This is a genomic window from Streptomyces sp. CA-146814 (genome assembly GCF_050942385.1).
In the GTDB taxonomy this organism is placed as follows: domain Bacteria; phylum Actinomycetota; class Actinomycetes; order Streptomycetales; family Streptomycetaceae; genus Streptomyces.
The window spans coordinates 5,021,974-5,048,482 of the sequence record NZ_CP192068.1; the positions used below are offsets into that span (position 1 = coordinate 5,021,974).

General features: G+C 72.4%; 19 protein-coding genes. 11 read left to right on the forward strand and 8 right to left on the reverse strand.

The annotated features are described in order from the left end of the window. Entirely contained in the window at positions 1–1,176 is a 1,176-nt protein-coding gene (locus ACQP09_RS22620; protein ID WP_433402323.1) for a UDP-N-acetylglucosamine--N-acetylmuramyl-(pentapeptide) pyrophosphoryl-undecaprenol N-acetylglucosamine transferase, read from the reverse strand. A gap of 573 nt (positions 1,177–1,749) precedes the next feature. On the opposite strand from ACQP09_RS22620, the gene ACQP09_RS22625 reads away from it, so the two are divergent. Beyond that, the gene (locus ACQP09_RS22625) at positions 1,750–2,529 is read left to right on the forward strand and encodes an RNA polymerase sigma factor (RefSeq protein WP_433402325.1); all 780 of its coding nucleotides are present in this window, start codon (positions 1,750–1,752) and stop codon (positions 2,527–2,529) included. Then, positions 2,508–3,695 (forward strand): hypothetical protein, encoded by a 1,188-nt coding sequence (locus ACQP09_RS22630; RefSeq protein ID WP_433402327.1) that lies wholly within the window; start codon positions 2,508–2,510, stop codon positions 3,693–3,695. Before ACQP09_RS22625 ends, ACQP09_RS22630 begins: the two co-directional genes overlap by 22 nt. A 201-nt stretch (positions 3,696–3,896) precedes the next feature. Here the strand turns inward: ACQP09_RS22630 and ACQP09_RS22635 are convergent, their stop codons facing one another. Beyond that, a complete protein-coding gene (locus ACQP09_RS22635; protein WP_433402330.1) occupies positions 3,897–4,928 on the reverse strand; it encodes a L,D-transpeptidase family protein in 1,032 nt (343 codons plus the stop codon). A 250-nt stretch (positions 4,929–5,178) separates the two neighbouring features. Between ACQP09_RS22635 and leuE the strand changes: the two genes are divergently transcribed. Continuing rightward, a complete protein-coding gene (gene leuE, locus ACQP09_RS22640) occupies positions 5,179–5,838 on the forward strand; it encodes a leucine efflux protein LeuE (protein ID WP_433402332.1) in 660 nt (219 codons plus the stop codon). 104 nt (positions 5,839–5,942) lie between these two features. Here leuE and ACQP09_RS22645 read toward each other — a convergent pair whose 3' ends face one another. Beyond that, positions 5,943–7,877 carry an exo-alpha-sialidase gene (locus ACQP09_RS22645; protein ID WP_433402335.1) on the reverse strand — a complete coding sequence of 645 codons (1,935 nt, stop codon included), beginning with the start codon at positions 7,875–7,877 and terminating at the stop codon, positions 5,943–5,945. A gap of 62 nt (positions 7,878–7,939) precedes the next feature. Beyond that, positions 7,940–9,112 carry an acyltransferase family protein gene (locus tag ACQP09_RS22650; protein WP_433406717.1) on the reverse strand — a complete coding sequence of 391 codons (1,173 nt, stop codon included), beginning with the start codon at positions 9,110–9,112 and terminating at the stop codon, positions 7,940–7,942. 271 nt (positions 9,113–9,383) lie between these two features. On the opposite strand from ACQP09_RS22650, the gene ACQP09_RS22655 reads away from it, so the two are divergent. Continuing rightward, the gene (locus ACQP09_RS22655; RefSeq protein WP_433402337.1) at positions 9,384–10,952 is read left to right on the forward strand and encodes a hypothetical protein; all 1,569 of its coding nucleotides are present in this window, start codon (positions 9,384–9,386) and stop codon (positions 10,950–10,952) included. Further along, positions 10,949–13,276 (forward strand): glycosyltransferase, encoded by a 2,328-nt coding sequence (locus tag ACQP09_RS22660; RefSeq protein WP_433402340.1) that lies wholly within the window; start codon positions 10,949–10,951, stop codon positions 13,274–13,276. Before ACQP09_RS22655 ends, ACQP09_RS22660 begins: the two co-directional genes overlap by 4 nt. Before the next feature lie 128 nt (positions 13,277–13,404). On the opposite strand, the gene ACQP09_RS22665 is transcribed toward ACQP09_RS22660, so the two are convergent. From ACQP09_RS22665 to ACQP09_RS22680, 4 genes are all read right to left on the reverse strand, one after another. Then, positions 13,405–14,784 (reverse strand): polysialyltransferase family glycosyltransferase, encoded by a 1,380-nt coding sequence (locus ACQP09_RS22665; RefSeq protein ID WP_433402343.1) that lies wholly within the window; start codon positions 14,782–14,784, stop codon positions 13,405–13,407. Continuing rightward, positions 14,781–15,764: a glycosyltransferase family 2 protein gene (locus ACQP09_RS22670; protein ID WP_433402346.1), complete on the reverse strand. Its 984-nt coding sequence runs from the start codon at positions 15,762–15,764 to the stop codon at positions 14,781–14,783. Before ACQP09_RS22670 ends, ACQP09_RS22665 begins: the two co-directional genes overlap by 4 nt. A gap of 188 nt (positions 15,765–15,952) precedes the next feature. After that, positions 15,953–18,175, reverse strand: coding sequence for a sialidase family protein (locus tag ACQP09_RS22675; RefSeq protein ID WP_433402349.1), 2,223 nt, complete (start codon positions 18,173–18,175; stop codon positions 15,953–15,955). Further along, positions 18,163–18,663: an RICIN domain-containing protein gene (locus ACQP09_RS22680; RefSeq protein WP_433402351.1), complete on the reverse strand. Its 501-nt coding sequence runs from the start codon at positions 18,661–18,663 to the stop codon at positions 18,163–18,165. The genes ACQP09_RS22675 and ACQP09_RS22680 overlap by 13 nt, the downstream gene beginning before the upstream one ends. A 371-nt stretch (positions 18,664–19,034) precedes the next feature. On the opposite strand from ACQP09_RS22680, the gene ACQP09_RS22685 reads away from it, so the two are divergent. The 6 genes from ACQP09_RS22685 to ACQP09_RS22710 all read left to right on the forward strand — a co-directional run bounded on the left by ACQP09_RS22685 (position 19,035) and on the right by ACQP09_RS22710 (position 26,312). Next, positions 19,035–20,426 carry a DUF6716 putative glycosyltransferase gene (locus ACQP09_RS22685; protein WP_433402354.1) on the forward strand — a complete coding sequence of 464 codons (1,392 nt, stop codon included), beginning with the start codon at positions 19,035–19,037 and terminating at the stop codon, positions 20,424–20,426. Between the two features lie 20 nt (positions 20,427–20,446). Further along, positions 20,447–21,709, forward strand: coding sequence for a cytidylyltransferase domain-containing protein (locus ACQP09_RS22690; protein ID WP_433402356.1), 1,263 nt, complete (start codon positions 20,447–20,449; stop codon positions 21,707–21,709). A gap of 12 nt (positions 21,710–21,721) precedes the next feature. Further along, positions 21,722–22,654, forward strand: a complete 933-nt coding sequence (locus ACQP09_RS22695) for an N-acetylneuraminate synthase family protein (RefSeq protein WP_433402359.1) — start codon at positions 21,722–21,724, stop codon at positions 22,652–22,654. A 10-nt stretch (positions 22,655–22,664) separates the two neighbouring features. After that, a complete protein-coding gene (locus ACQP09_RS22700) occupies positions 22,665–23,699 on the forward strand; it encodes a hypothetical protein (RefSeq protein WP_433402361.1) in 1,035 nt (344 codons plus the stop codon). A gap of 157 nt (positions 23,700–23,856) precedes the next feature. Next, a complete protein-coding gene (locus ACQP09_RS22705; protein WP_433406719.1) occupies positions 23,857–25,092 on the forward strand; it encodes an amidohydrolase in 1,236 nt (411 codons plus the stop codon). Between the two features lie 173 nt (positions 25,093–25,265). Further along, positions 25,266–26,312: a BMP family lipoprotein gene (locus ACQP09_RS22710; RefSeq protein ID WP_433402364.1), complete on the forward strand. Its 1,047-nt coding sequence runs from the start codon at positions 25,266–25,268 to the stop codon at positions 26,310–26,312. Positions 26,313–26,509 lie beyond the last annotated feature (197 nt).

The following is a 26,509-nucleotide window of genomic DNA, read 5'->3' on the forward strand; positions in this document are numbered from 1 at the left end:
TTACCGGGATGCTGCGGACAGGATCACGTCCACGAGCCTTTCCGCAGCGTCCGGACGACCGTGGGCCCTGGCCGCTGCGGCCATCGTGGCCCGGCGCTCCGGATCGTCGAGGAGCGGGCCGACAGCCTCGCGCAGGTGGCCACCGGTGACGTGGCCGAGGAGGGCGACTGCCGCCCCCGACTCCTGCAGGTGGCGGGCGTTGTGGGCCTGTTCGTTGCCGGCTGCCGTGGCGAGCGGGATGAATACGGCGGGCTTGCCCAGGGCGGTCAGCTCGGCGAGGGTGCCCGCGCCGCTGCGGGAGATCACGAGATCGGCCAGGGCCAGGACGTCCGGCAGCTCCGGTCCGACGAACGGGGTGAGGTGGTACCGGGCGGCGAGGGAGGCCGGAAGCCCTGCGGCGCGGGCGGAGAGTGCCTCGCGATGGGCGGGGCCGCACTGGTGCACCACGTTGGCGCGCTCCAGCAGCCACGGCAGTTCGTCGCCGACCACGTCGTTGATCTGCTGCGAGCCTTGCGCCCCGCCGGTGACGTACACCGTCGGAAGACGCCGGTCGAACGCGTGCAGACCCAGTGCCGTCACGGCCTTGTCCGGGTGGCCGGTCAGGACCTCCGGACGTACGGGGTTGCCGGTCACCACCGCCGCCGACCGCACGCTCTCCGGCAGGAGCGGCAGGGTCGACTCCGAGGACACGGCGATCCGCGCGGCGGACCCGGCGAGCTTCCGGTTGGCGAGGCCGAGGCGGACGGTCTGTTCGTGCAGGACCAGCGGGACCCGGCACATCCGCGCGGCGAGCCCGGTCGGGACGGCGACGTAACCGCCCGTGGCGAGGACGACGTACGGCCGGAAGGCGGAGACAGCGGTGCGCGCCTGAGCGACCCCGAGCGGCACACGTGCCATGTCCCGGACGTTGGCAGGAGACACCATTTTCAGCGGATTCGAGTGACGCCGGATCTTGCCCGTGGCGACGGTGGTGAACGGGATGCCCTCCGCGCTGGTGACCCGGGCTTCCAGGCCCTCGGCCGTTCCGATCCACAGGACGTCGAGGGTGCGACCGGAAGCCGCCAGGCGCGCCTGCAAGGTGCGGATCGCGGTGAGAGCGGGGTACGTGTGACCGCCGGTGCCACCGCCCGTGACGATCAGGCGGAAGACGGTCGTCTGCTGAGGCGCGGTGTTCACGCTGGGCACTTTAGTGGCTGCTGTCCGGTGATCGTCTCGGCGTCGTGGGCGCCCGGGGTGCCCGTTCGGGCGGGATCGTCGCGCGGATGGCCTGCGGCGCCGAAGGGAAGTGCCAGGAGCTTGTCCTGAGCTCACGCGAAGACTGAACGCTGCTGGGTCGGGTGAGCGCTGGAAAGTGCTGGTCACAAAGTGTTGGTTACTGGGGTACCTGACGTCCGAGAACGCGCTCACCCGAAAGGATTCGTCGGCGCGTGGGTCGCGCCGTTGGCCACGGAGGGGTAGGCGGCTTGAGAAGTGCCTGGTCCGAGCGCAGAAGAAAGAGGAGCGACGACCGGGGCCGCCACCCCCCACAGGAGAGGCCCCGGCCGTCTTCCACGGGGTCGCAGCACGACCCCGTACTCATCTCAGCGCCGCGGCTGCGTTTTCTGTCACACCGCACCGAGGGCCGCGAATTGTTGCGAGTTGTACAAGTCATGGACGCGACCCCTGCCGACCACGTAGCGTGCTGAGTCGCGCAGAGTGGCGCAGCAGTGGTGACCAGCTGCGATTTGGACAGCAGGGCGGGTTGAGGGAGTGCTGGGGGACGACGCGGAGCTGACCGCCGCGGTGCTCGCGGCACAGGACGGGGACGAGGACGCCTTCCGTGCTGTGTACCGCGCTGTGCAGCCACGGCTGTTGGGCTACATACGGACGCTGGTGGGCGAGCCGGACGCCGAGGACGTGGCGTCCGAGGCCTGGCTCCAGATAGCGCGTGACCTCGACCGGTTCAGCGGTGACGCCGACCGGTTCCGGGGCTGGGCGGCCCGGATCGCCCGGAACCGGTCGCTCGACCATCTGCGGATGCGCAGCCGCCGGCCCGCGATCGGCGGCGACGAGACCGAGCTGACCGGCCGGCCCGCCGAGTCCGACACCGCCGGTGACGCCATGGAGGCGCTCGACACCGACCGCACGATGTCCCTCATCGCCCAGCTCCCGCAGGACCAGGCCGAGGCCGTCGTGCTGCGCGTGGTCGTCGGGCTCGACGCCAAGAGCGCCGCCCAGACCCTCGGCAAGCGGCCCGGTGCCGTACGCACCGCCGCCCACCGCGGCCTCAAGCGGCTCGCCGAACTCCTCGGTACCGAGCACCCCGACCCGCCGCTCCCCGCCGGTGCGCCCGCGCCGGGCGGTGGCCCCGAAGGGCCGGACCTGGCTTCGGCCCAGGCGCCCGGGAGCGATGCAGGTCAGGGCCAGGGCGGCGGTTCGGGGCTTGGTGCCGTACCCTCTCAGCGCCCCGGTAGGGGCGGTCCGGCGGCGCCGGCCGGGGTCACTCCCGGTGTGACGCATTCGCGACCGTGGACGCAGAGGGACATGTGATGGCCGACCAGTACGACGACTGGCTCGACAAGGACGCGGCGGAGAAACTGCTCCGCGGCGAGCCGGTCGTACCCCTCGGCGACCAGGCCCGCGACGACGCCGTCCGGCTCGCCGAAGCGCTCGGAGCGGCCCGTGCCGTCCGCCGCGTCCCCTCCGGCGAACTCCCCGGCGAGGACGCCGTACTCACCGCGTTCCGGCAGGCCTCCCGCTCCGGCGGCGACCGGCTCGCCGGGCGGAACGCGGGCACGGCGCTCCCCGGGCAGCCCGGAACCCTGCACTCCGTCCACATCGGCGCCGCCCCCGCCGCCCCGCCCCGCCGTCCGCGCTGGAGCCGCCCGGTCCGCTTCGGCCTGGCCGTCTCGCTCGCGGGCTGCGCGCTCGGCGGCGTGGCGGTCGCCGCCGGTACGGGGATGCTCCCGGGCCCCTTCGGCGGCCACGCTTCACCCGCGCCCGCCTCCTCCGTGTCGGCGGCCACCCCGGAGCCGCTGGTCTCCAGGCTGCCCGCCGACGACCCGTCCGCCGAGGCCCTGCCGACCCCGCTCGACGACCCCGATCCGCTCTCTTCGCCCGAGAGCCGGCAGCCCGGCGCGTCCGAGGAGGCCGAGCGGCCGGAGACCGGCGAGACCGACGCGGAGGCGGACGGCCACGACCGCACCGGCGCCCCGAACCGGCCTGACGGAACGGCTGGCTCCGGTGGCGGGAGCGGTGGCGGTTCCGGCGGTTCCGGCCGCGAGAACGCCTCCAAGGACCCGGCCCACCGCGACGAGCGGCCCGGCGGCTCCGGCGGTCAGGGCGACGGCGGCAACTGGTACGAGAAGTCCGTCAAGGCCTGCAAGGCCTTCCGCGCCGGCACCCTCGACGAGCGGAGCCGGCGGCACCTGATCAAGCTGGCCAAGGGCGAGGAGAACCTGGAGCGCTTCTGCGACCGGCTCCTCGGCGGGGACGGCTCCGGCGGGTCCGACGGAGGGGGCTCCTCCGGCGGCGGCGGGGACGACGACGGACCGGGTCGCGGTGATGGTGACGGCGGCTCCCTGCCGCCCGTCTCCTTCGAGCCCGTACCCTCCGACGCGGACGGCGAGCGCCGCGCCGATGTCGGCGTACGGGCGGAGGCAGCGGTTCCGCTGCGCCCGGCGAGCCCCGCCCCGACGGCCGTACTCACCCGCTGACCTGCGCTTTTCCCTCCGAGTGAAGGTGCGTCGCCGACAAGTGTGACGTTTTTCGAGCGCCGGGCGCAGTACAGAGTGAGCCGACTGGTCATCGGCAGCGCGACGAGCCGGGGTTCCCCCCGTACCTTCGGCTCAGCGCATCGGCGCGGGCGGGACACGTTCCCCCGGTCCCGCCCGCGCCCTCTCACACCGCCGGATCCCTCACCAGTAGATGACGACCTTGTCGCCGTTCTTCACCTGGTCGAAGAGGGCCGCCACCTTCGCCTTGTCCCGGACGTTCACACAGCCGTGCGAAGCCCCGCTGTAGCCGTTGGCCGCGAAGTCGGCCGAGTAGTGCACGGCCTGGCCGCCGCTGAAGAACAGCGCGTACGGCATCGGGGTGTCGTACAGCGTCGACACATGGTCCCGGGACTTCCAGAACACCGGGAACTCGCCCTCGCGGGTGGGCGTGTACTCCGAGCCGAAGCGCACGTCCATCGCCGAGACGACCCGGCCGTCGATCATCCACGCCAGGGTCCGGCTCTTCTTGCTGATGCAGAGCACCCGGCCGGTCAGACACCGCTCGTCCGGCTTCGCCACCGGCCGCTCGGTCGGCGGGTCCAGCTCGTCGGCCGTCGGCGTACGGGTCATGGCCAGCAGCTTCCGCCAGGTGACCGCGTCCGTGGAGCCGGTCGCCTCCGTACCCCGCTTGGCCTGGAAGGACCGGACGGCCTCGGCGGTGACCGTGCCGTAGTAGCCGGTGGGGTTGCGCCCGAAGTGCCCGATCTGCCGCAACCGCGCCTGCAACTCCCGCACCTGGGCGCCTTCGGAGCCGATGCGCATGAGGACCTGGGGCGGGGGAGAGGGCGGGGGCGGGGCAGGGGCTGTGGTCGGAGCGGGAGAGGCGGGTGCGGAGGAGGGTGGCGCGGTGGGTGGGGGTGGAGGTGTGGCGGGGGTGGCCGGGGTAGCTGGGGCGGGTGTGGTCCCGGACTTGGCGTCCTCGGTGGGGGAGGGGGCGGGAGCCGTGGTGGTGGCCGGTGCCGGTGGTCGGCGCAACGCGTCGGCGGCCGGGTCCTGCGGCCCGCACCCTGCCGCGAGGGCGGCTGTCGCGAGCAGCCCGGCGGCGGTCGCGGTGGCGGCGCGTCGGCCGCGCCTGCCGCCGCCTCCGCTCCCGTACCGGCCCCGGCGCACGTACGGACGGCCGCTCCCGTCTCCGTACGCGCCGTTCTCCGCGTCCCTGTTCCTGTCCGGCATCCCTGCCATCCCCACTTCCCCCCAGCCTGCGTCGGCCCGGTCGTCGCATCCTGCGCAGGACAGGGGCGGCGCGTCCAGACCCCCTGGGGAGGTCACCCTCAGGAGTGACCCCTGGCTGAACGTCCGAGGCCCTGGACAAACCCGTGAACAGTGGTCCCCGAAGCGTCGGGAAACCCGGGCGCAGGCGTCGCGGTGACCGGTCGGTGAAACGTGTCTGCGCTGCACCGTGCGGCTGTGCGAGACTCCGTCCATGCTGGGTGTCACCGACCTTCCGACCTATCTCGCCGGCCTGCTGCTGATCGTGCTTCTGCCGGGCCCGAACTCGCTGTACGTGCTCTCCGTCGCCGCCCGGCGCGGTGTCCGTACCGGCTACAAGGCCGCCGCCGGCGTCTGGACCGGGGACACCGTCCTGATGACGCTGGCCGCCCTCGGCGCCGCCTCGCTGCTCCAGACCACGCCGCTGCTCTTCGCCATCGTCAAGTACGCGGGCGCGGGCTATCTGACCTGGCTGGCGATCGGCATGCTGCGCGCGGCGGTGTCCCTGTGGCGCGAGCGGCACCGGCGTACCGCCGAACTGGCGGAGGCGGCCGAGGCGCCCGCGGCGACGACGGAGAACCCCTATCGGCGGGCGCTGGTGGTCAGTCTGATCAACCCGAAGGCGATCCTGTTCCTGATCTCGTTCTTCGTGCAGTTCGTCGACCCCGGCTACGCCTACCCGGCCCTGTCGTTCCTGCTGCTCGGGACGCTGCTCCAGCTCGCCAGCTTCCTCTACCTCTCCACGCTGATCTTCGGCGGCACGCGTCTGGCCGCCGCCTTCCGCCGCCGTAAGAGGCTCTCGGCCGGGGCGACCTCGGCGGCGGGCGTGCTGTTCCTGGGGTTCGCTGCGAAGCTCTCGCTCAGCAGCGTGTAGGCGTATGGAGGCCACGGAGGCCAAGGGCGGTGACGGTCCCGGACCTCGACTCCGCTTGAGAACAAGCCGAGTTGAGGTCCGGGACCGTCCGGTTCAGGCAGCCGCTACCAGATGCTGGAGAACCCCAGCCGCACCCGCTCCTCCTCGTTGGCCACGTCCAGCGCCCCGCCCTTGACCCGGGCCGCCTCCTGCGCCGTCAGACCGCGGCCGAAGATCCGGATGTCGTCCAGGCCGCCGCGGAACAGCTCCGTGACGCCGGCCGGCTGGTTCGGGAAGTCCGGGCGGGCGCCGATGTGGACCGAGAACTGCGCGGCCGGAGTGATGTCGCCCGCCGGGGCCGGGGCGCTGAACTCCTGGCCGCCGTCCACCGCCAGGATCAGCCGGCCCGCCTGCCGCTTGAAGACCGCGTGGTGCCACTGGCCGTCGTTGTACGAGGACGTGGTCCGTACGTCGGCGAAGGCGCCGCCCGTGTCGATCGCGGCGCGCAGGGTGCCGTCGGCCGGCTCCGCCCGCAGCCAGAACTGCTTGACGCCGGAGCCCATGCCGTAACCCCAGATGATGGGCCGCGCGCCGGTCGTCGCCGAGTGCTGGAACCAGGCGGTCACGGTGAAGTCGCCCGCGCCCAGGCGCAGCGAGTCGGAGCAGGAGACCAGGCGCAGGTAGTCGTCCTGGCCGTCGAAGGCCATGGCCTTGCCGGAGTTACGGGTGGAGAGCTGGGCGCCGCCGTGGACCACGGCGTGGTTGCCGTACCCGTGGGGGCCGGTGTCCGAGGTGCGGGGCAGGCGCAGTTCGCGCCGGTCCGCGTCCATCGCGCTCTCGGTGAACGAGGTGAAGACCAGGTCGCTGTGCGGGATGTTCCCCGCGCTCTCGTAGAGCACCCCGATGGCGCCGGTCGGCAGGAGCGCCAGGTCGGAGTAGCCGGACCGGCCCGGCGTCACCACCGTACCGGCCGTCTGCCAGGTCCTGCCCTCGTCGGAGGAGGAGCGGATCGCCAGTTCGCGGCGGTCCTCCAGGGCGTGCGGGCCCAGCCGGGACGGGAGGGAGATCAGGAGCCGGTCCCGCGCGGCGCCCAGCTCCTTCGCGTGCAGGCGCAGCAGCGAGCCGGAGACGGGTGCGGTGTCGAGGCCGGGTACCGGGGAGAACGGGGCGTCGAACGTGGCCCCGCCGTCCGTGCTGGTGGCCGTCATCCGGTGGTCGTTCGTGCCGCACCGGGCCGAGCTGCGGGCGTTGACGTACACGCCTCCGCCGGTGGTCTCCGCCACCGAGAGCTCGGCCGGGAACGCGGGGGCGGTGTTCCGGTCCACGTCCGCCTGCGCGCCCAGCGCCCAGGTCAGACCGCCGTCGTCGCTGTAGTACAGCTGGCCGCCGGCCCGGCCGTCCTGGGTGGTGTAGTCGCCCGGCACGACGAGCCTGCCCCGGTGCGGGCCCCTGTCGAGCTGGATGCCGTGGCCGGGTCCGGTGGAGATCCAGCTCCGGCCGGCGGGCTTCAGGTGGGGGAGCGCGGTTCCGGCCGTCCAGGTGGTGCCGTCGTTCACGCTGTGGACGACGCGCAGGCCGCGGGGTCCGCGGACCGGCTGGTCCGGGGTGCCGCTCCAGCCGCCGGTCGCGTACAGCAGCGACACCCGGCCGGTCGCCGCGTCCACGACGGGCGCCGGATTGCCGTGCGCGTCCTGGTCGCCCGTGCCCGCCACCACCTTCAGCGGGCCCCAACTCCGGCCGCCGTCGGTGGACTTCTTCATCACGACGTCGTTGTGGCCGATATCGGCGCAGGTGGAGACCCGCCCCTCGGCGAAGGCCAGCAGGGCGCCCGAGGGAGTGGTGACGAGGGCGGGGATCCGGAAGCAGCGGTAGCCCTCGGTGTTCGCCTTGAACGGGGTGGCCACGGCAGCCGGTACGGCGGCCGCCGCGGGTGCCGCCGTCGCGGCGGGTGCGGGTGCGGCGAGGGCCGTCGAGGCCAGCAGCAGGGTGAGGGCGGCCGTACCCGGCCGGGCTCTACGGAGCCGGTGCCGGAGCCGTGGTCGGTGTCCGAACAGGGACATGGTGGTGGTCCTCCGGAGAGTGGTGGTCGTCGGAGACCGGGTGCCGGGTGTGCCCGTCCCGGTCATCGGCCCGCCGCCAGGGCCTTCCGCAGCGGCGGGGTGAAGCGTCGTTCCACGAACCGGTGCAGCAGCCACGCCAGCCCCAGCATCGCCGCCAGGGTCAGCGCGAACGTCGCCCACGACGGCACACCGAGGCCGCGGTGCAGCCACCCCACCACCACCCAGCCCAGGTGCTCGTGGACCAGGTAGAACGGGTAGGTGAGCGCCCCGGCGACCGTGAGCCACGGCCAGTCGATCCGGTTCAGGGCGCCCAGCGCGACGGCCGCGACGGCGGCGAAGCCGGCCGTCACGATCAGGATGATGACCGCCGATGAACGGTAGGAGAACGCGTCCGGGCTGTCCGGGTGCCACAGGTCGGCCACCGCGTAGTGCTGGCCCAGCAGCCAGCTCACCCCGACGATGCCCCAGGCCAGCGCGTCACGCCGGTCCCGGTGCAGCAGGTAGAGGCCGATGCCGCCGATGAAGTACGGGGCGTACTGCGGCATGAGCAGTACGTCGAGGAGCGGTTCGTCCGCGGCCTGGGCCAGCACCGCCGCCAGCGTCCACCCGGCGCAGAACAGCACCACCCGGCGCCGGTTCACCCCCGGCAGCACCACGCACAGGGCGAACAGCGCGTAGAACCGCACCTCGGCCCAGAGCGTCCAGCACACCCCCAGCACCCGGTCCGCGCCCAACGGCTGCTGCAACAGCGTCAGGTTCAGCAGCGCGTCGCTGGGCGAGACCGCCTCGTACGCGACCATCGGCAGCGCGAACACCGCGGTCACCAGCACGACCGCCGCCCAGTACGCCGGCAGCAGCCGCGAGGCGCGCGAGGCGAAGAACGCGAGCGGGGTGCGCCCCCAGCCGCTCATGCAGATCACGAAGCCGCTGATCACGAAGAAGATCTGCACCCCGAGACAGCCGTACGCCAGCCAGGTGTGGGCCGTGGGGAACTGGGTGGCGGGCGAGCTGCCCCAGGCCTCGGTTATCTCGCCGCCGCGGCCCCCGTAGTGGTAACCGGCCACCATCAGCGCGGCGAGCAGCCGCAGCCCGTCCAGGGCGCGCAGCCGCGCCTTCGGCCGGTGGGCCGCCGTGCGGGGCGGTTCCGTACCGTCCGGGGCGGCCCGGCCGCTCCGGACGTGCTCGGGCGCAGCGGTCCGGGATGCCGCCTTCGTGTCCTGCGGTGTGATGGTCACACCCTGTGGTGCGGTGGTCAAAGCCGCTCCCCTCTCCAGCGTCGTGCCGCGTCAGCGTAGGGCCGCGAAAGCACGCGGAACGCCCGGGCAGCACGCCGTTTCCCGGTCCGACAGAGGGAGTTCATCCTTCGGTCGTCCAGGTTTCCTACGGTGACGCGGAACCGACAACCACTGCGCGGAACTTCACTCAGGGTCACCTCGGACGGAGACCCGGCACCCGCGCGAGACCGAAGCCCCCTTCCCCCCACGGGCACCAGACGCTTGGAGCGCCATGACGAAAGCCCGCACCCGCTGGCCACGGCAACGTGACGCGGAGGCTCCGACAACCTCCGGAGAGACGGTGGCCGCCGACCGGGTGGACGCCGTGGACCTGGAGACCTGCCTGAGTGCCTGTGCCGCGCACAGCACCAAGCTCGTAGCGAGCCTGGACCGGCGGCGCAACGCCCTGGCCGAGGCGCTCCGCACCTTCCTCGCCACCCATGCCGCGACCGCCCCGGCGACCACGGGCACCAGCCCGCTGCCGCTGCTGCGACGCCCGGCCAAGGCGTCGGCCAGCTCCGCGCTGCTGCTCGGCGACGCGCTGATGGACCCGCTGCTCGCGGTCGGGAACAAGGCCCTGGACTGCGGTTACGAGGACGAGACGAAGCTCGCCCTGCTGGTCGCCGACACCGTGCTCACCCAGCGCAAGCGCTCCCGGGCCGGCTGGCGGCTGCGCGCCCGCGTGCTGGAGGCCATGGGCGCCGAGAGCGCCGCGGTCGCCGCGTTCGAGCGCTACCTCGAACTCACCGAGGAGGACGGCTTCGGCGTCGCCGCCAAGCTGGCCGGGCTCCGGGAGGGCGCCCGGCTCCAGGCGGAGCTGGTGCAGCGGCTCGCCACCGGCTGCCCCGAGGCCCGGGAGTTCGCCGACGGCTCCGTCACCGACTCCTGGGCGCAGGGCCTGGAACTGCACGCCCGGAGCGCCCGGGAGGAGGCCCGGCCGCTGCTGGTCGGCGCGCTGCTCGCGCAGATCGGGGCCGACGCCCCGGTCAACGAGATCCAGCAGACGCTCGCCCACTACCTCGGCCTGCTCCGCGAGGAGGCCGGTGTCGCGGGCGGCGGGAGCGCGCCCACGGCCGGCCGGGCGCCCGCGGGCCCCGGCGACCCGTCCGCCCTCGCCGAACTCACCGCCCTCACCACGCTCTACGCGGAGCAGCGCCGGGCCCGGATGCGCGGACCGGTCGACGACCCCACCTTCGGTGGCGTCCGCTGGCTCACCCTGGGGGAGTTCCGCAACCGGATCGCCGGGAAGTCCATCTGCCTGATAGCCAACTCCCAGCGGGTGGGCAGCAGTTCGCTGGGCAAGGAGATCGACGACTACGACCTGGTGGTCCGCTTCAACTCGTACCGGATCGACCCGGCGGCCACCGGCCGGCGCACCGACATCCACGTCAGCATCCACAAGCACGGGTTCAACTGGGACCAGCACGTGGACACCCGGCTGATCTTCGGCGGCATCTCCGGCGACTGGAAGTACTCGCTGCGCAACCGGCTGGTCCCGGGCGCGCAGACCTACCTGGGGGACGAGTCCCTGCGCTGGCCGGTGCGCGGTATCGGGCGCCTCGGCCGGGACGTGTGGCCGTCGATCCCCACCAGCGGCTTCAACATGCTCTGGCTGCTGGACTTCCTGGACGTGAGTCCGCGCCTCGACCTGATCGGCTTCGACTTCTACGAGAGCGGCGCCTACCGGCTGCCCGCGGCGATGCGGATGCCCATCACCTCCGTGCACGAGTACACCAGCGAGAAGGCGTGGGTCATGGAACGGGCCCAGAGCGTCACCGACACGAGGATCTGCCTGCGATGACGATGCCCACCCCCTCCACCGAGGCCCCCGTGGCGCCCGCGAACGCGCTGACCGGGAAGCGCCGCATCGCCTTCGCCAGCTTCGTGGACGAGAACTACCTGCCCGGTTTCCTGACCCTGCTGCGCAGCCTCGCCCTGTCCAACCCGGACGTCTGCGAGGACTTCCTCGTCCTGCACGACGGCCTGCGTCCCGCCTCCGTCGCGAAGATCCGCGCTCTGCACCCGCGCGCCGACTTCCGCCGGGTGGACGCCGGCCACTACGACTCGTACGCCAAGGGCGACCAGGACAACTACCTGGTGCGCAAGGCCTACTTCATCCTCGACGTGTTCCGGGTCCGCGACTACGACACCGTGATCACCCTGGACACCGACATGGTCGTCCTGGACGACCTGGGCGAGCTGCTGCGGCTGCGCGAGGGCCTGGCCGCCGTCCCGCAGTTCTTCTACGGACAGCACAAGCTGAACAGCGGGCTGCTGGTCATCCAGCGCGAGTATCTGACCGACGCCTTCTGCGCCGAGCTGGACCGGGTCGGCCGGGCCGGTTCGTACGAGTTGGACAAGCACGACCAGGGCATCCTGAACGCCGTGCTGGACGGCGACTTCGTCCACCTGGACGCCCGCTACAACTTCGTCAAGCGGCGCCTGTCGGGTGACCTCCCGGTGCCCGACGGCACGGCGATCCTGCACTTCACGGGGCGGCACAAGCCCTGGCAGGGCGGTGAGGCCGGCTACTCCGAGGCCGAGGCCCGCTGGCACGAGTACAACCTCTCCGACGCCGCGTTCCACGCCGCCTACCTCGCGGCCCGCGGCTCCAAGCACCACGACCTGCTGGTCCACTACGGCACCCCGCACGTCCGGCGCACCGCCGACGTGGACAGCGCCCGCAAGGTGGCCGCCGCCCACATCCTGGCCGGCGAGTACCAGGAAGCCGTCGACCTGCTCGCCCCGCTGCGCATCCCGGTCGAGGAGTCCTGGCCGCACGAGGTGCTCGGGCACGCCCTGATGAGCGTGTCCCGGTACGAGGAGGCCCGCGCCCAGCTGCTGCTGGCGGCCTCCGCGCCCAACCGGGCCGCGACCGCGTACGGGCGGCTCGCCCAGATCGCCTGGATCCACGGCGACGACGAGGGCGCGTCCCGCCTCGCGCTCCAGGGGCTCGGCGTCGACCCGACGCACCGGGCGAACCGGCTCATGCACCTGCGTACCACCGGCCTCACCCCGCCCGCCGAGGGCCCCGCCTCCGGGCAGCTCGCCCATGTCGCCTTCTACATGGAGCGCCAGGGCAACGCGGGCGACAAGCTGCTGCCCGAGAGCGTACGGCTGGCCTTCGGCCAGGACACCGGGCCCGACCGCTGGCACTCGGTCCACGCCCACCGGCTCTTCGACGAGAGGGCCCTGGAGCGGGTCAACGCCCGGCGAGGGCTGGTCATCGGCGGCGGCGGGCTCTTCATCCCCGACACCGCGCCGAACGGCAACAGCGGATGGCAGTGGAACGTCTCCGACGAGCTGCTGGGGCGGATCGACGTCCCCGTCCTGGTGTACGCGGTCGGCTTCAACGCGTTCGACGGCCAGGCGTACGGACACGGCCGCAAGCGGTTCCTGTCCAGCCTGCGCAAGCTGGTGGAGACCTCCGCCTTCTTCGGGCTGCGCAACCACGGCTCGATCGAGAAGGTCCGGGAGCTGCTGCCGCCGGAGCTCCAGGACAAGGTCCGCTTCCAGCCCTGCCCGACCACGGTCACCCGGCAGCTGGTCGACGGCTGGCGCGACCCGGCCGAGCGCGAGGACACCATCCTGGTCAACGCCGCCTACGACCGGGCGGGTCTGCGCTTCGGTCATGACTACGGGCACTTCCTCGACGAGATGGCCACCGCGGTCACCGCGCTCGGCGAGCAGGCCGAGGTGAGGTGTGTGGCGCACTCGCTGGACGACGAGCGGATCGCATTCGACCTGCGGCGCGAGCACGGCATCTCGCTGCCGGTCATCCCGATGTACGACTTCGACAACGACTCCATACGTGACGTCTACGCCCGGACGAAGCTGGTCATCGGTATGCGGGGACACGCGGGGATGATCCCGTTCGGCTGCGGCACGCCGATCATCAGCCTGATATCGCACCCCAAGATGGCCTACTTCCTGGCCGACATCGAGCGGCCCGAGTGGGGCATCTCCGTCCACGACCGCCACCTCGGCGCGCGCCTCACGGAACGGGCGACCGCGCTGCTGGCCGACCACGCGGCGTCGGTCGCCGATGTGCACGGCCGCCAGCAGGAGCTGTGGAAGGTCACCGAGGCCAACGCCGCGGACCTCCGGGTGATCGTGGGCCGGTAGCCGGTAGCCGGTAGCCGGTAGCCGGTGGCCGGTGGCCGGTGGCCGGTGCGGTGATACGGCGATACGGCGGTGGGGCGGGTCCTGTATCGGACCCGCCCCACCGCCGTATCCCCCGTTCAGGACCGCTCCTACCGCCGTACCCTCCGCCGCAGCGAGCGCGCCCGCCGCACCACCCTGCGCACCGCCGCGTTGCGCGGCAGGAACGAGAGCTGCGCCGGCACCCCGCCCGGCAGCCCCAGCGAGGTCAGCCGGCGCCGCTTGAAGTACCGCCAGGTCGCCGGGGTGAGCCGGGTGGACAGATACCGCTCCGCAGCCGGCCGCAGCCCCGGGTGGATTTTCGGCTGCATCGCGAACCCGACCGCCGTCACCAGCGCGGACACCTCCCGCTCGGCCCCGTCCGAGGGCCGCCGCTCCTCCACCGCGGCCCGGTCGCCCAGCTCCGGCAGCAGCGCGTCCACCAGGGTGACCGGAACCCGGTTGCTGTTCTCGTACGGAGAGAGCCGCTCCAGCAGCAGTTCCGTACCGACCCGGGCGACCGGCAGCCCGTAGAACGCCGAAGCGGTGAGCAGCGCCGTGGAGAAGCAGCCCACCACCAGGGCCGGCCGCATCCGCTCGTAGAGCACCTCGGCGAGGACCGGAGCCCGCAGAATCCCGGTGTCCAGCACGGTCAGCTCCGCGCCGAGCCGCTCCGCCTCCGCCTCCATCGACCGCGACCACTGCGCCGGAGCCGTCGGGTGCGGCTTGAACACCAGCCGGGTGTGGCCGAGGGCGACCGCGCCCCGCATCATCCGCAGATGCAGCTCCTCCTCCTCCGCGGCGGTGATCAGCCCCAGCGCGGACAGGTACTGACCCAGCAGCAGGGCCGGCGCCTCGACGGAGGGCAGCCCGGCCGGTGAACTGGCCGTGGCCAGTTCGCTGAGCACCTTCAGGAAGCCCTCGGTCTCCACGACCAGCGGCTCCACCGCGAACTCGGTCAGCAGCAGCGGCTTCAGCCCGGGCACCAGATCCAGGTGCAGCAGCCGCCGGATCCGCGTGCCGGTCAGCGGGTCGAGCTTGTTGCGGGTGGGCCCGTAGCTCATCAGCCCGTCGGCGTACACGTCGATCGGGGCGCCGGTGAAGATCTCGGTGATGGCCGACGCCGGGTTGACCTGGATCGACTCGACGGCGAGCTCGACCTCGTCGTCGCCCAGCTCCCAGGCCAGCCGCAGATGCCGCTCCCACAGGGGTACGTCGTCCGGGCGCGGGGACCAGCCGCTGGGGTGGAAGGGGGCGATGGTCTCGTTCCAGGAGATGACGTCGTCGAACCGGCCGCGCAGCTGCTCGAAGCCCGGCATCGCGTCGAGGGCCGGGGTGGTCTCCGGGATGGCCGCGTTGTTGCAGACCACCAGCGTCCGGCGGTCGGCCGGTCCGAAACAGCCGGTGTCCAGGGCGGCGGCGAGGGTGGCCGCGCCGTAGAGGGTGGAGGCGGTGAAGAGCTGCGTGGTGCGGCGGGCGGGGGCGGTGCTCATGCCGTCGTCGCCTCCTTCGCGGCGGCGGGGCTGCGGCGCAGCCGGCGCAGGAGCGCGCCGCGCTCCACGTCCAGCGACTCCAGGACCTCGTCCAGTACGGCCTGCGGCATACGGCCGAGCGCCTGTGAACTCCGTGCCTTCAGCATGCGGGCCACCGCCGGTTCGAACCTCTCGATCGAGTTCATGTGGTGAAAGATGATGGCGCAGTACGTGCGTACCGCCTTGGGCAGCAGCGCAGCCGCCTCGGGGTCCTCGGCCGTCTCGCTGATGACCTGGTCGAACGACCGGATGAAGTCGAGCTGGCGGACGTCACCGATCTGGGTCAGCGAGGAGGCCACCCCCCGCCGGTAGAAGACGCCCAGCGTGCTGAGCACCGCGAAGGATTCGGCGCGGCGGTGCAGCCGCCAGATCCACGGCCGGTCCTCCGCCGTGCGCAGCCCGTCGGTGAAGTGCAGCAGCCCGCGGTCCAGCAGCCGGCGGTGGAAGAGGCCGGCCCAGGCGTACGGGTAGTCCACGGAGGTGGACCGGTCGGCGGGCAGGATGGCCGTGCGCGGGTCGGCCACGGTGTCACGCCTGCCGTGCGGGACGCGGTGGACCGTACGCCTGGTGCGCTCGACCTGGACATGGTCGGTACGGACGAAGTCGCAGCCCAGGGCCTCGGTCCGGGCGAGGAGCTCGGCGTAGTGGCCGGGGGCGACCCAGTCGTCGCCGTCCAGGAAGGCGATGTACTGCCCGCGCGCCGCGTCCAGCCCGGTGTTGCGGGCCGTGGCCAGCCCTCCGTTCCGTTCGTGTCGGTGCACGACCGCCCCCGGGATCTCGTCCTGGGCACGGAGCAGGACGTCCGCCGTCCCGTCGGTCGAACAGTCGTCGACAAGGATGAACTCGAAGTCCTCCCGGATATTGGCCCGAAGACTTCGGAGGGTGTCTGGCGCGTATGTCTGCACGTTGAAGAACGGCACGATGACGGAGAGCTTGACCACGCGGCCGACGTTAGGGCGGGCCGCGGCACGGACCTTGTCCCCAGCGGGGAATGCAGGTGAACGAAGACGGTCGAGGCGGTGAACCGGCGCGCCGGCCGCCCCTTCGTGGGGAGGCCGACGCCCTTCCTGCTCTTATCCGGGGACCGCCCGGATCAGCCGTTCGTGTCCTCCGGTTGGGGCCGCCCGGATCAGCTGCACGTCACCCGGGTCCACTCCACGGACGACTCGACCGGATCGGCCGCCGTGCCCTGCGCCCAGTGCGTCACGCCCGGCGTGGTCGCCAGGTCCGGGATGGTCCAGGTGGCGCCGGTGTCGGTGCCGTTCCGGTACAGCCGCGCCTCGCCTCCGCTGCGCGTGACCACCTTCCAGGAGGTGGGCGTCGTGGCGGCCGTGCTCGCGTACACCCTGGACCACGCCGTCTCCCCCTTGCGGATCGCGTAGACGCCGTCCGCCTGGAACGTCAGCATCAGCCGCCGGGCGCCCGTGTCGACCCGGACGCCCATCGAGGCGCCCGCGCCCGTCGCCGGATCGAGGACGCCCGGGTCCGTCACCTGGCCCCGGAAGTCGACGGCCGGGTCGCAGAGCTTCGGCGTGCCGTGCCGGACCGTGGCGGCCGAGCCGTTGGCGCTGCGCAGCCGCAGCCGGCTCTCTCCGGTCACCGCCGCCGTCCCGCCGTTCGGCGACGCGGTCCAGCCGGCCAGGTCGTCCCAAGTGGACGCGGCGATCCCGCTCTCCACGCCCACGCTGTCGATCCACGCCTCGGCCGGGTCGGCGGCGGTGCCCGAGGACCACAGCCGGAGGCCCGGGGGTGCGGTGCTCTCCGGCAGGTTCCAGTGGGCGCCGGTCTCCTGGGAGTCCCGGTAGAGGGTGGCGCGGCCCTGGGCGTCGACCACGGCCTTCCAGGTGTGCGGGGCCTCGTCGCCGGGTGTGGCGAGCACCCGGGTCCAGCCGGTCGCTCCCGCCCGCAGCGCGTGGACCCCGTCCTCCTGCACGGTGAACGCCAGCCGCCGGGAACCGGTCTGCACGCTCAGGGCGAGGCTGGCTCCGGCCCCGGTGGCCGGGTCGAGCCGGGAGTAGTCGCCCACTCTGCCGCGTACGGTCGCGACGAGGGCGCCGGGCGGCGCGTACGGGCGGGTGGCCGACGCGCCGGTCATGTCCTGCGCCGCCAGGTGGAGTTCGCCGCCGGATGTCACCTCGGCGGTGCCGGTGCCCGGGACCGCCGTCCAGCCCGCCGACGTGTCGAACCCGGTGGAGGTGTTGGTGAACGCGTCGGAGACGTCGAGCCGGTTCACCTTGATCGCGGAGGTGTCGTGCTCCCAGGTGACGAAGTACTTGCCGGGCGCGTACTCGTCCGCCATCGCGTAGGTGTCCCAGCCCGTTCCGGTGCCGGAGGTCACCCGTGGCCCGTCGGCGAAGAAGCGGCCCGAACTCCACCGCTCGCCGGGGCGTTTGACCTTGTAGTGCAGCACCTCGCGGGCGAGCGCCGGTTCGGGGCCGGTCCAGGCCCGGCCCGCCGTGTTGTAGACGGTCAGGTACTGGCCGTCGGCGCCCTTGGTGAGGAAGCCCTTGGTGTTGTAGTTCGGCAGCTCGGTGTCGAGGACGAACGGCGACCAGCTCAGCCCGCCGTCGGTGGACCGCGCGGTCGCGGCGTACGTCGGCTTCGTCAGGTAGTCCGAGGCCGGCGGGTAGGTGGGGCGCGCGGTCATGATCAGCGTGCCCGGCTCGTCGTGCGACGCCACGATCTGGGGCTCACCGGCCCGTAGCCCGTTCGGATCCGGTACGAAGGCGCCGGCCGTCCAGGTGGAGAGGCCGCCGCCCGAGGACCGCAGCACTCCGCTGCGCTGGCCGGAGGACCAGAACGGGATGACGTGCGTGCCGTCGGCGAGCTGGAGCGGGCGGCCCGCCACGACGAGGTTCGCGATGTTCTGCGGCACGTCGATCGGGTGGTCCTGCCAGGTGTGGCCCTCGTCGGTGCTGCGTTTGGCCACCAGCGTGACCGGGAGGCCCGAGGTCGACTGCGGCGAGGTGCGGCCGAGGAAGGCGTAGAGCGTGGAGCCGTCCTGGTACAGGATCACGTAGTGCCACATCGCCTCGGAGGTGGCCTGGGCCAGCTGACGGGGCGTGCTCCAGGTCGATCCGCCGTCGGTGGTGTACGCGTAACGGATGTGTCCCTGGTCCACCTTTCCCGGCCAGATCCCCTCCCGCCAGGCCACCACCGCCCGGTTCTCCCCGGTGGCGATGATGTCCGGCGTACGGGTCCCGTCCCCCTGGCTCACCGTGTCGCTGTGGACCGTCACCTCCGCCGAGGTCCCCTCCGCGTACGTCGGCGGAACGGCGCCCGTCAGGCAGGCCAGGAGCGCGGCGGTCGCGGCGAGGCCGGACCGCCGCACGAAGCCGGCTACCACACCCACTGCTGGTCCGCGCTGGTGCCGCACGTCCACTGGACGGCCTTGGTGCCGGACGCGGTGCTGGAGTTCGGGATGGCCAGGCAGCGGTCGCTGTTGAGGTTGCGCAGCCGGTAGGCGCTGTCGTAGATCCAGACCTGGTCGGTGTTGGTGCCGCACGTCCACTGGATGGCGTCGGCGCCGTTCGCCGTGCTGGAGCCGCCGATCGCCAGGCACTTGCCGCTGTTGAGGTTGCGGACTCTCACCCGGTCGCCGTTGCCGCCCGCGACTCTCTCCAGGGTCCAGTACTGGTCGTTGTTGGTGGTGCAGGTCCACTGCACCAGCTCGGTGCCGTTGGCCGTGCTGGAGCCGGGCACCGCGAGACAGTGGCCCGTGCCGGCGTTGTACAGGGACGCGTACACGGCGGCCGGCGCCGCCGAAGCGGTGGACGAGAAGGCCACGACCGACGCACCGGCCAGGGCCGCCGCCGCCACCTTGGATTTCACTCCGCTCATACGGGACATGGTGATTTCTCTCCGCTCGTCGAAAGGGCGTTCATTTCGGTCCCGATTCCGGTCCCGCCGGGGAGCATGGCAGCGCGAGCGTGTGCTGACAACGAATTGATGAGCGATCACCGAGGCCCGCGAACAGAGTGAACCAGCGCCTGCGGAAGCCGTGTTGACCTGCCGCTGGCTGCTTCGGACCTGCCTGCCTGCCTTCCCGCCGCACGGCAGGTGAACGGTGAATGGAATAGAGATGAACCACCCACCACAGAAGCGCTTTTCGTGGATCCGGCCTGCCGAATCGCCAACCGTCGGCTCGCTGTTAACCATTTGTTGCCGTCGCGTTGGGCCGCGCATCGAAATGCCTTCCTAGCTTCTAGGACGTGCCCCCACGTACCAGCAATGCGGCCGATCCGGCCCCGACCCCCGCCGAGCCCCGCCCGGCGCTGCGGGTCGCCGTCCTCGCCGACTCCGACACCCGGTGGAAATGGGGCGCGCTCACCGCGCGCCGCCTGACCGCCGGGGCCGCCGGAGCGGACGAGCGGGGTACGCGCCCCGTCGAGGTGAGCGGGCTGCTGCTGCGCGGCCGGGCCACCCCGACGCCCCGCCAGCTCGCGGAGGTCGGCGAGGTCGGCATCGAAGCGGAGAAGGTCCGCGAGGTCACCGCGGTCGAGTTCCTGCACACCGTGCGCGACGAGCGGTACGACGTGGTCGTCCTCGCCCTCGTCGGCGGCGGCGTCCAGGCGATGCTGCACGGCCTGGCCGCGCTGAACCTCACGCGCCGGCCCGTCATCGTCACCGGGTACGTCGGCGTCGTCTACGAGAAGCTCGCTGACGGCCTGCTGCTCCGCCACGGCGCGGACATCGTCCTCGCCAACTCGGCCCACGACGCGGAGCGTTTCCGCGCGGTGTACGAGGGAGTGGGCGCCGACGCCTCGGCCGTCACCGAGGCCGCGCTGCCGTTCCTCGGCGGAGCCCCGTACGCACCCGAAGAGGGCCGCGACACCGTGGTGTTCGCCGCGCAGCCCTCCGTACCGGCCTCCCGCGCCGACCGTACGTACCTGCTCCGCCGGCTCGTCGAGCACGCCCGGCTCCACCCGCGCCGCGAGGTGCTGCTCAAGCTGCGCTCCAAGCCCGGCGAGCACACCACGCACATCGAGGAACTCCCGTACCAGAAGCTCGCGCAGAAGGTGCCCGGCGGACTGCCGCCCAACTTCCGCCTGGTGTACGGACACATGGGCGAGGTCCTGGACCGCACCGACCTCCTGGTCACCGTCTCCTCCACCGCCGCGCTGGAGTCCCTGCACCGCCGCATCCCGACCGCGGTCCTCACCGACCTCGGCGTACGCGAACCCCTCGGCAACCACCACTTCGTGGGCTCCGGGCTCCTCACCTCCTGGGACCGGCTCGACGGCGGGTACCGCCCGCGCCCCGACGAGGAGTGGCTGGCCGGCCAGGGCGTCGCCGCCGACGGCTCGTACGGCACCGCCTACGACACGGCCCGCGCCAAGGTGGCCGGGCTGCTGGCGGACCCCCAACTCCCGCCGCTCGCGCCGTACTACACGCCCGCCACCGCCCCCGGCTACCTCCCCGGCATCCTCGCCCGCCACCACCTGGCCCCCGACGGCACACCGCTGCCCGGTGCCGCCGCGCCGCAGCAGCCCGGCCGGGTGCGGGGCGCGGTGCGCGAGACCGTCCGCAACGCGGCGCGCGGCGCCTACCGGCACGGCGTCCAGCGCGTCGCGCCGGTGATCCGCCGGATGGGGGAGCTGTGACCACTACTTCAGGAGCCTCGATGACCCCGACCGTGACTTCAGGGGCCTCGACGACCCCGACCGTCCTCGCCGTGATCCCCGCCCGCGGCGGATCCAAGGGCGTCCCCGCCAAGAACCTCGCCGAGGTCGGCGGCATCCCGCTGGTCGCCCGCGCGGTCCGCGCCGCACTCGCCGCCCCCGAGGTCACCGACGTCGTCGTCACCACCGACGACACCGCCATCGCCCAGGCCGCCCGCACCGCCGCCGCCCACCTCGGCGCCGCCGACCGGCTGCACTGCGTGGAGCGCCCGGCCGCCATCGCCGGCGACACCGCGACCAGCGAGGCGGCCGTGCTGCACGCGCTGGACGTGTACGAGGCCGAGCGCGGCCGGAGCGTCGACGTGGTCCTCCTCGTCCAGTGCACCAGCCCCTTCGTCTCCCGCGAGGACATCGACGGCGTGGCCCGTGCGGTGGCCCACGAGGGCGCCGACACGGCCGTCACCGTCGCCCCGTTCCACGGGTTCCTCTGGCGCGACGGGCACGCGGTGGAGGACGGCACGTACGGCGTCAACCACGACAAGTCCGTACGCCCCCGCCGCCAGGACCGCCCCCAGGACCTCCTGGAGACCGGCGCCGCCTACGCGATGGACGCGGCGGGCTTCCGCACCCACCGCCACCGCTTCTTCGGCCACACCGCGCTCGTCGCCACCGACCCGGCCCGGGTCCTGGAGATCGACGACCCGCACGACCTGGCCCGCGCCCGCGCGCTCGCCCCGCTCCTGGACCCGTCGCCGCTGCCCTCCCTCGCGGACGTGGACGCGGTCGTCCTGGACTTCGACGGCACCCAGACCGACGACCGGGTCATGGTCGACTCCGACGGCCGCGAGACCGTCGCCGTGCACCGGGGCGACGGACTCGGCATCGCCGCCCTCCGCAAGGCCGGGGTGCCCCTCCTCATCCTCTCCACCGAACAGAACCCGGTCGTCGCCGCCCGCGCCCGCAAGCTCCAGGTGCCCGTCCTGCACGGCATCGACCGCAAGGACGAGGCGCTCAAGCAGTGGTGCGACGAGCAGGACATCGCCCCCGACCGCGTGCTCTACGTCGGCAACGACGTCAACGACCTGGGCTGCTTCGCCCTCGCGGGCTGGCCCGTCGCGGTCGGCAGCGCCCACGACTCGGTACGCGCCGCGGCGCGCGCCGTCACGACCACCCCCGGCGGCTACGGCGCCATCCGCGAGATCGCGGCCTGGCTGCTGGGCCCCACCCTCACCTCCACTCCCTCCCCTTCTGTCCCCACCAAGTAAGGAAGCACCACCATGAGCACCTCCCGCCTGCGCACGTTCGGCACCCGTACCGCCGGACCCGGCAACCCCGTCTACATCACCGGCGAGATCGGCATCAACCACAACGGCGACCTCGGCAACGCCCTCGCCCTGATCGACGCGGCCGCCGAAGCCGGCTGCGACGCGGTCAAGTTCCAGAAGCGCACCCCGGAGATCTGCACCCCGCGCGACCAGTGGGACATCGAGCGCGACACCCCCTGGGGCCGGATGACGTACATCGACTACCGCCACCGCGTCGAGTTCGGCGAGGAGGAGTACCAGGCCATCTCCGAGCACTGCGCCGAGCGCGGCATCGACTGGTTCGCCTCCCCGTGGGACACCGAGGCCGTCGCCTTCCTGGAGAAGTTCGACGTCCCCGCCCACAAGGTGGCCTCCGCCTCGCTCACCGACGACGAGCTGCTCCGCGCCCTGCGCGCCACCGGCCGCACGGTCATCCTCTCCACCGGCATGTCGACGCCGAAGCAGATCCGCCACGCGGTCGAGGTGCTCGGCAGCGACAACATCCTGCTCTGCCACGCCACCTCCACCTACCCGGCCAAGGCCGAGGAGCTGAACCTGCGGGTCATCAACACCCTCCAGCAGGAGTACCCCAACGTCCCGATCGGCTACTCCGGCCACGAGACCGGCCTCCAGACCACGCTGGCCGCCGTCGCGCTCGGCGCCACCTTCGTCGAGCGCCACATCACCCTGGACCGCGCCATGTGGGGCTCCGACCAGGCCGCCTCCGTCGAGCCCCAGGGCCTGACCCGCCTGGTCCGCGACATCCGCACCATCGAGGCCTCCCTCGGCGACGGCGTCAAGAAGGTGTACGAGTCCGAGCTCGGCCCGATGAAGAAGCTCCGCCGGGTCGCGGGCGTCGTCGCCGAGACCGAGAACGCGCCGGCCCCCGAGCCGGTCGCGGTCTGAGCGCCGACCGGTGAACCTCGCCTTCGTCGAGAGCCCGGTCCAGCTCCTGAACGTCCTGGAGTGGACCCACGCCATGGGGGGAGACGACCCGGCCGACACCACGGTCGTCGTCCTCCCCCCGGTCGACCCGATGTCGCGCGGCCAGCTGCGCCGGATGGCGGAGCTGGCCCGCGACGAGGGCATCACCGTCCGCTGGCAGGAGGCGCGCGGGGACTCCGGCGCGCCTCTCAAGGCCCTGCGCGCGCTGGCCGGGCTGGTCAGGCGGGCGGACCACATCGTGATCGGGGACCCCTTCTCCCGCTATGTGCAGCTCCTGCTCACCCTGGTCCGCGCCGAGCGCCTCACGGTGGTCGACGACGGCACGGCCACCATGGAGTTCGTCACCCAGCTGGCCCGGGGGGAGCGGCTGACCCGCTGGCACCGCAAGGGGCGCGGCGGCCCGCGTGAGCTGCTCCTGGCCCCGGTCACGGCCACCGCCCGGCGCCGCTTCACCCCGACGGCCCGGCACGAGGTGGAGGTCTTCACCGCGATGCCGGTCGAGCCGCCGCCGGGCGTCACCGTCACCGCCAACACCTTCGCCTGGACCCGCGCCCGCTTCGGCCCGCCGAGCGTCGGCAAGGGCGCGGACCTGGTGGGGACGTCCCTGGTGGAGACGGGGGTGGTCGACCCGGTCCCGTACCAGGAGGCGGTCGCGGCCCTGGCCCGCACCCACGGCGCCACCCGCTACTTCGCCCACCGCCGCGAGTCCGCCGAGAAGCTCCACGCCCTGGAGGCCGCCACCGGCCTGGAGATCGTCCGCCCGGACCTCCCGCTGGAACTCATCGCCCGCCGCGGCCCCATCGGCCACACGGTGGTCAGCTTCCCCTCCACGGTGGTCCACACCCTCCCGCTGGCCCTGTCCGGCACCGGCGTGAACGTCGCGGTCTGCGACATCGCCCCGGAGTGGCTCCGTACGACGGCCTCACCGCGCGCGCAAGGGTTCCTGAGCGGGGTCACGGAGACGGCCCGGGGGGTGCAGCGGCTGACGTCGACGGCCCACGCGTAGCGGGTCTCCACCACCGTCACCGAAACCCACCTTGATACCCACTGTCACGATCCGTCACACACCTCCACACCGCTTTTGTTCCCCTGTGCGGCTGAAGTTTTGTTGATCAGTGGCCAGTTGATGGGTGAAGGGGCCTACCCTTCACAAGGTGAACCAGTTGAAGTCCCGCGCCGCCCGCCCCGAAGACCTGGTCGACCAGCCGGGAGGAGGTGGGCTGCCCGGCAGGCTCGGTGACGAGCTGCGGGACGAGCTGATCGCCTTCCGCCGGGATCTGCACATGCACCCCGAGCTGGGCAACCAGGAGTTCCGGACCACCGCCGCGATCAAGGACCGGCTGGAGAAGGCCGGGCTCAAGCCGCGGGTGCTGGACGTCGGGACCGGGCTCGTCTGCGACGTGGGGGAGTGGGACGGCGTGACGCCCATGCTGGCGTTGCGGGCCGATATCGACGCGCTGCCGATCCCGGACACCAAGGTGGACGTCCCCTACCGCTCCACCGTCCCCGACCGCGCCCACGCCTGCGGCCACGACGTCCACACCACCACCGTGCTCGGCGCAGGCCTGGTGCTCGCCGCGCTCGACCGGAAGGGCCTCCTGCCCAACCCGGTGCGCCTGGTTTTCCAGCCGGCCGAGGAGGTCATGCCGGGCGGTGCGCTCAGCGCGATCGCGTCCGGGGTGCTGGAGGGCGTCGGGCGGATCATCGCCGTCCACTGCGACCCGAAGGTGGACGTCGGGACGATCGGGCTGCGCATCGGGCCCATCACCTCCGCCTGCGACCGGCTGGAGATCTCGCTCGACGGCCCCGGCGGCCACACCGCCCGCCCGCACCTCACCACCGACCTGGTCACCGCCGCCGCCCGGGTGGCCGTGGACGTCCCCGCGCTGCTCTCCCGCCGCGTCGACGCCCGCTCCGGCCTCGTCCTCACCTGGGGCCGCCTCCACACCGGCCACGCGCCCAACGTCGTCCCGCAGCACGCCGAGCTCTCCGGCACGGTCCGCTGCCTCAACCTGGACGCCTGGCGGGACGCGGCCGACCTGGTGCACGCCGCCGTGGACGAGGTGGCCGGAATGCATCGGGCCAAGACCGTGATCAACTACGTACGGGGCGTGCCGCCCGTGGTGAACGACGCCGAGTCCGTCGGGCTGCTGGACGCGGCGATGACCGAGCGCCGCGGTTCGTACGCGATCGAGGACACCGAGCAGAGCCTCGGCGGCGAGGACTTCTCCTGGTACCTGGAGCAGGTCCCGGGCGCGATGGCCCGCCTCGGCGTCCGGCCGCCCGGCGACACGCGCGGTCTGGACCTGCACCGGGGCAACTTCGACGTGGACGAGGAGGCCATCACCGTAGGGGTCGAGCTGTTCACGGCCGCCGCCCTGCTGGCCGGTCGGTCTTAGGGGCGCCTTCACGAACTGTTCGCGGTCCATCCATGGACGTGCGTAACCCCTTCTGTTCACGACGATCCGATAACGGCTTCCGTACGTGCTCTTATCTGACATCTACGCGCGTTACGATCGCCGCGAAACCAGCGCCGGAAGAGGCGCTTCGGTCAGGTTTGAAGGAGCCTCCCTTGCGCCGGATCACCAGGATTGCCACCGTGGGCGTAGCGTCAGCCGCCCTCGCGCTCTCCGCCACCGCGTGTGGCGGAAAAACGTCGTCGGACGCCGGTTCCGACGGTGGAGACAAGGCCGCCATCGCGTACGACATCGGTGGCCGCGGCGACCAGTCGTTCAACGACGCCGCCTACGCCGGACTCGCCAAGGCGGAGAAGGACCTCGACGTCGACGGCAACGAGGCCGAGCCGTCCGACGGTGAGAGCGACGCCGACAAGGTGCAGCGCCTCACCGAGCTGGCCCGCGCCGGCAACAACCCGGTGATCGGCGTCGGCTTCGCCTACGCGCCGGCCATCAAGAAGGTCGCGCCGAAGTTCCCGAAGACCACCTTCGGGATCATCGACGACGCCTCGGTGACCGCCAAGAACATCGCCAACATCGTCTTCAACGAGGAGCAGGGCTCCTACCTCGCCGGCGTCGCCGCCGCCAAGGTCACCAAGACGAAGACGGTCGGCTTCATCGGCGGTGTCGAGACCCCGCTGATCAAGAAGTTCGAGGCCGGTTACGCCCAGGGCGTCAAGGACACCGACCCCTCGGTGACGGTGCTCCCGCAGTACCTGACCCAGCCGCCGAACTTCGACGGCTTCTCCAAGCCCGACCTCGGCAAGGCCGCCGCGCAGGGCCAGCTCGACAAGAAGGCCGACGTGATCTACTCGGCCGCCGGTCTGGCCGGCTCCGGTGCCATCGAGGCCGCCTCCAAGGCGAAGAAGTGGAACATCGGCGTCGACTCCGACCAGTACAACCAGGCGGGCCTCGCCAACTACAAGGAGTCCATCCTGACCTCGGTCACGAAGGACATCGAGGACGCCGTCTTCAACCTGATCAAGTCGGTCCAGGACGGCAAGCCGCAGTCCGGTGAGATCCGCTACGGCCTGGACAAGAACGGCGTCGCGCTGTCGATGTCCAACCCGGCCTTCGCCGACATGAAGGACGTCATCGCCGCGGTCGACAAGGCCAAGCAGGACATCATCGACGGCAAGATCACCGTCAAGACCGCCCCGTAACCTCTCGTCACCTCGCATGACGAACGTCTCGTCACCTCGCTGACGAGGCCGGTTCTCCGGCTGGTTTCCCAGGCCCTGTCCGTCCGCCCCGCCGCACCCCGGCGCCGGCGGACGGACAGGGCCGCCGGGCCCTCTCCGGTAACCGGAACAGGGCCCTCAGCGGCACCCGCAGAACAGCCCCACCCTCAGCCCCACCA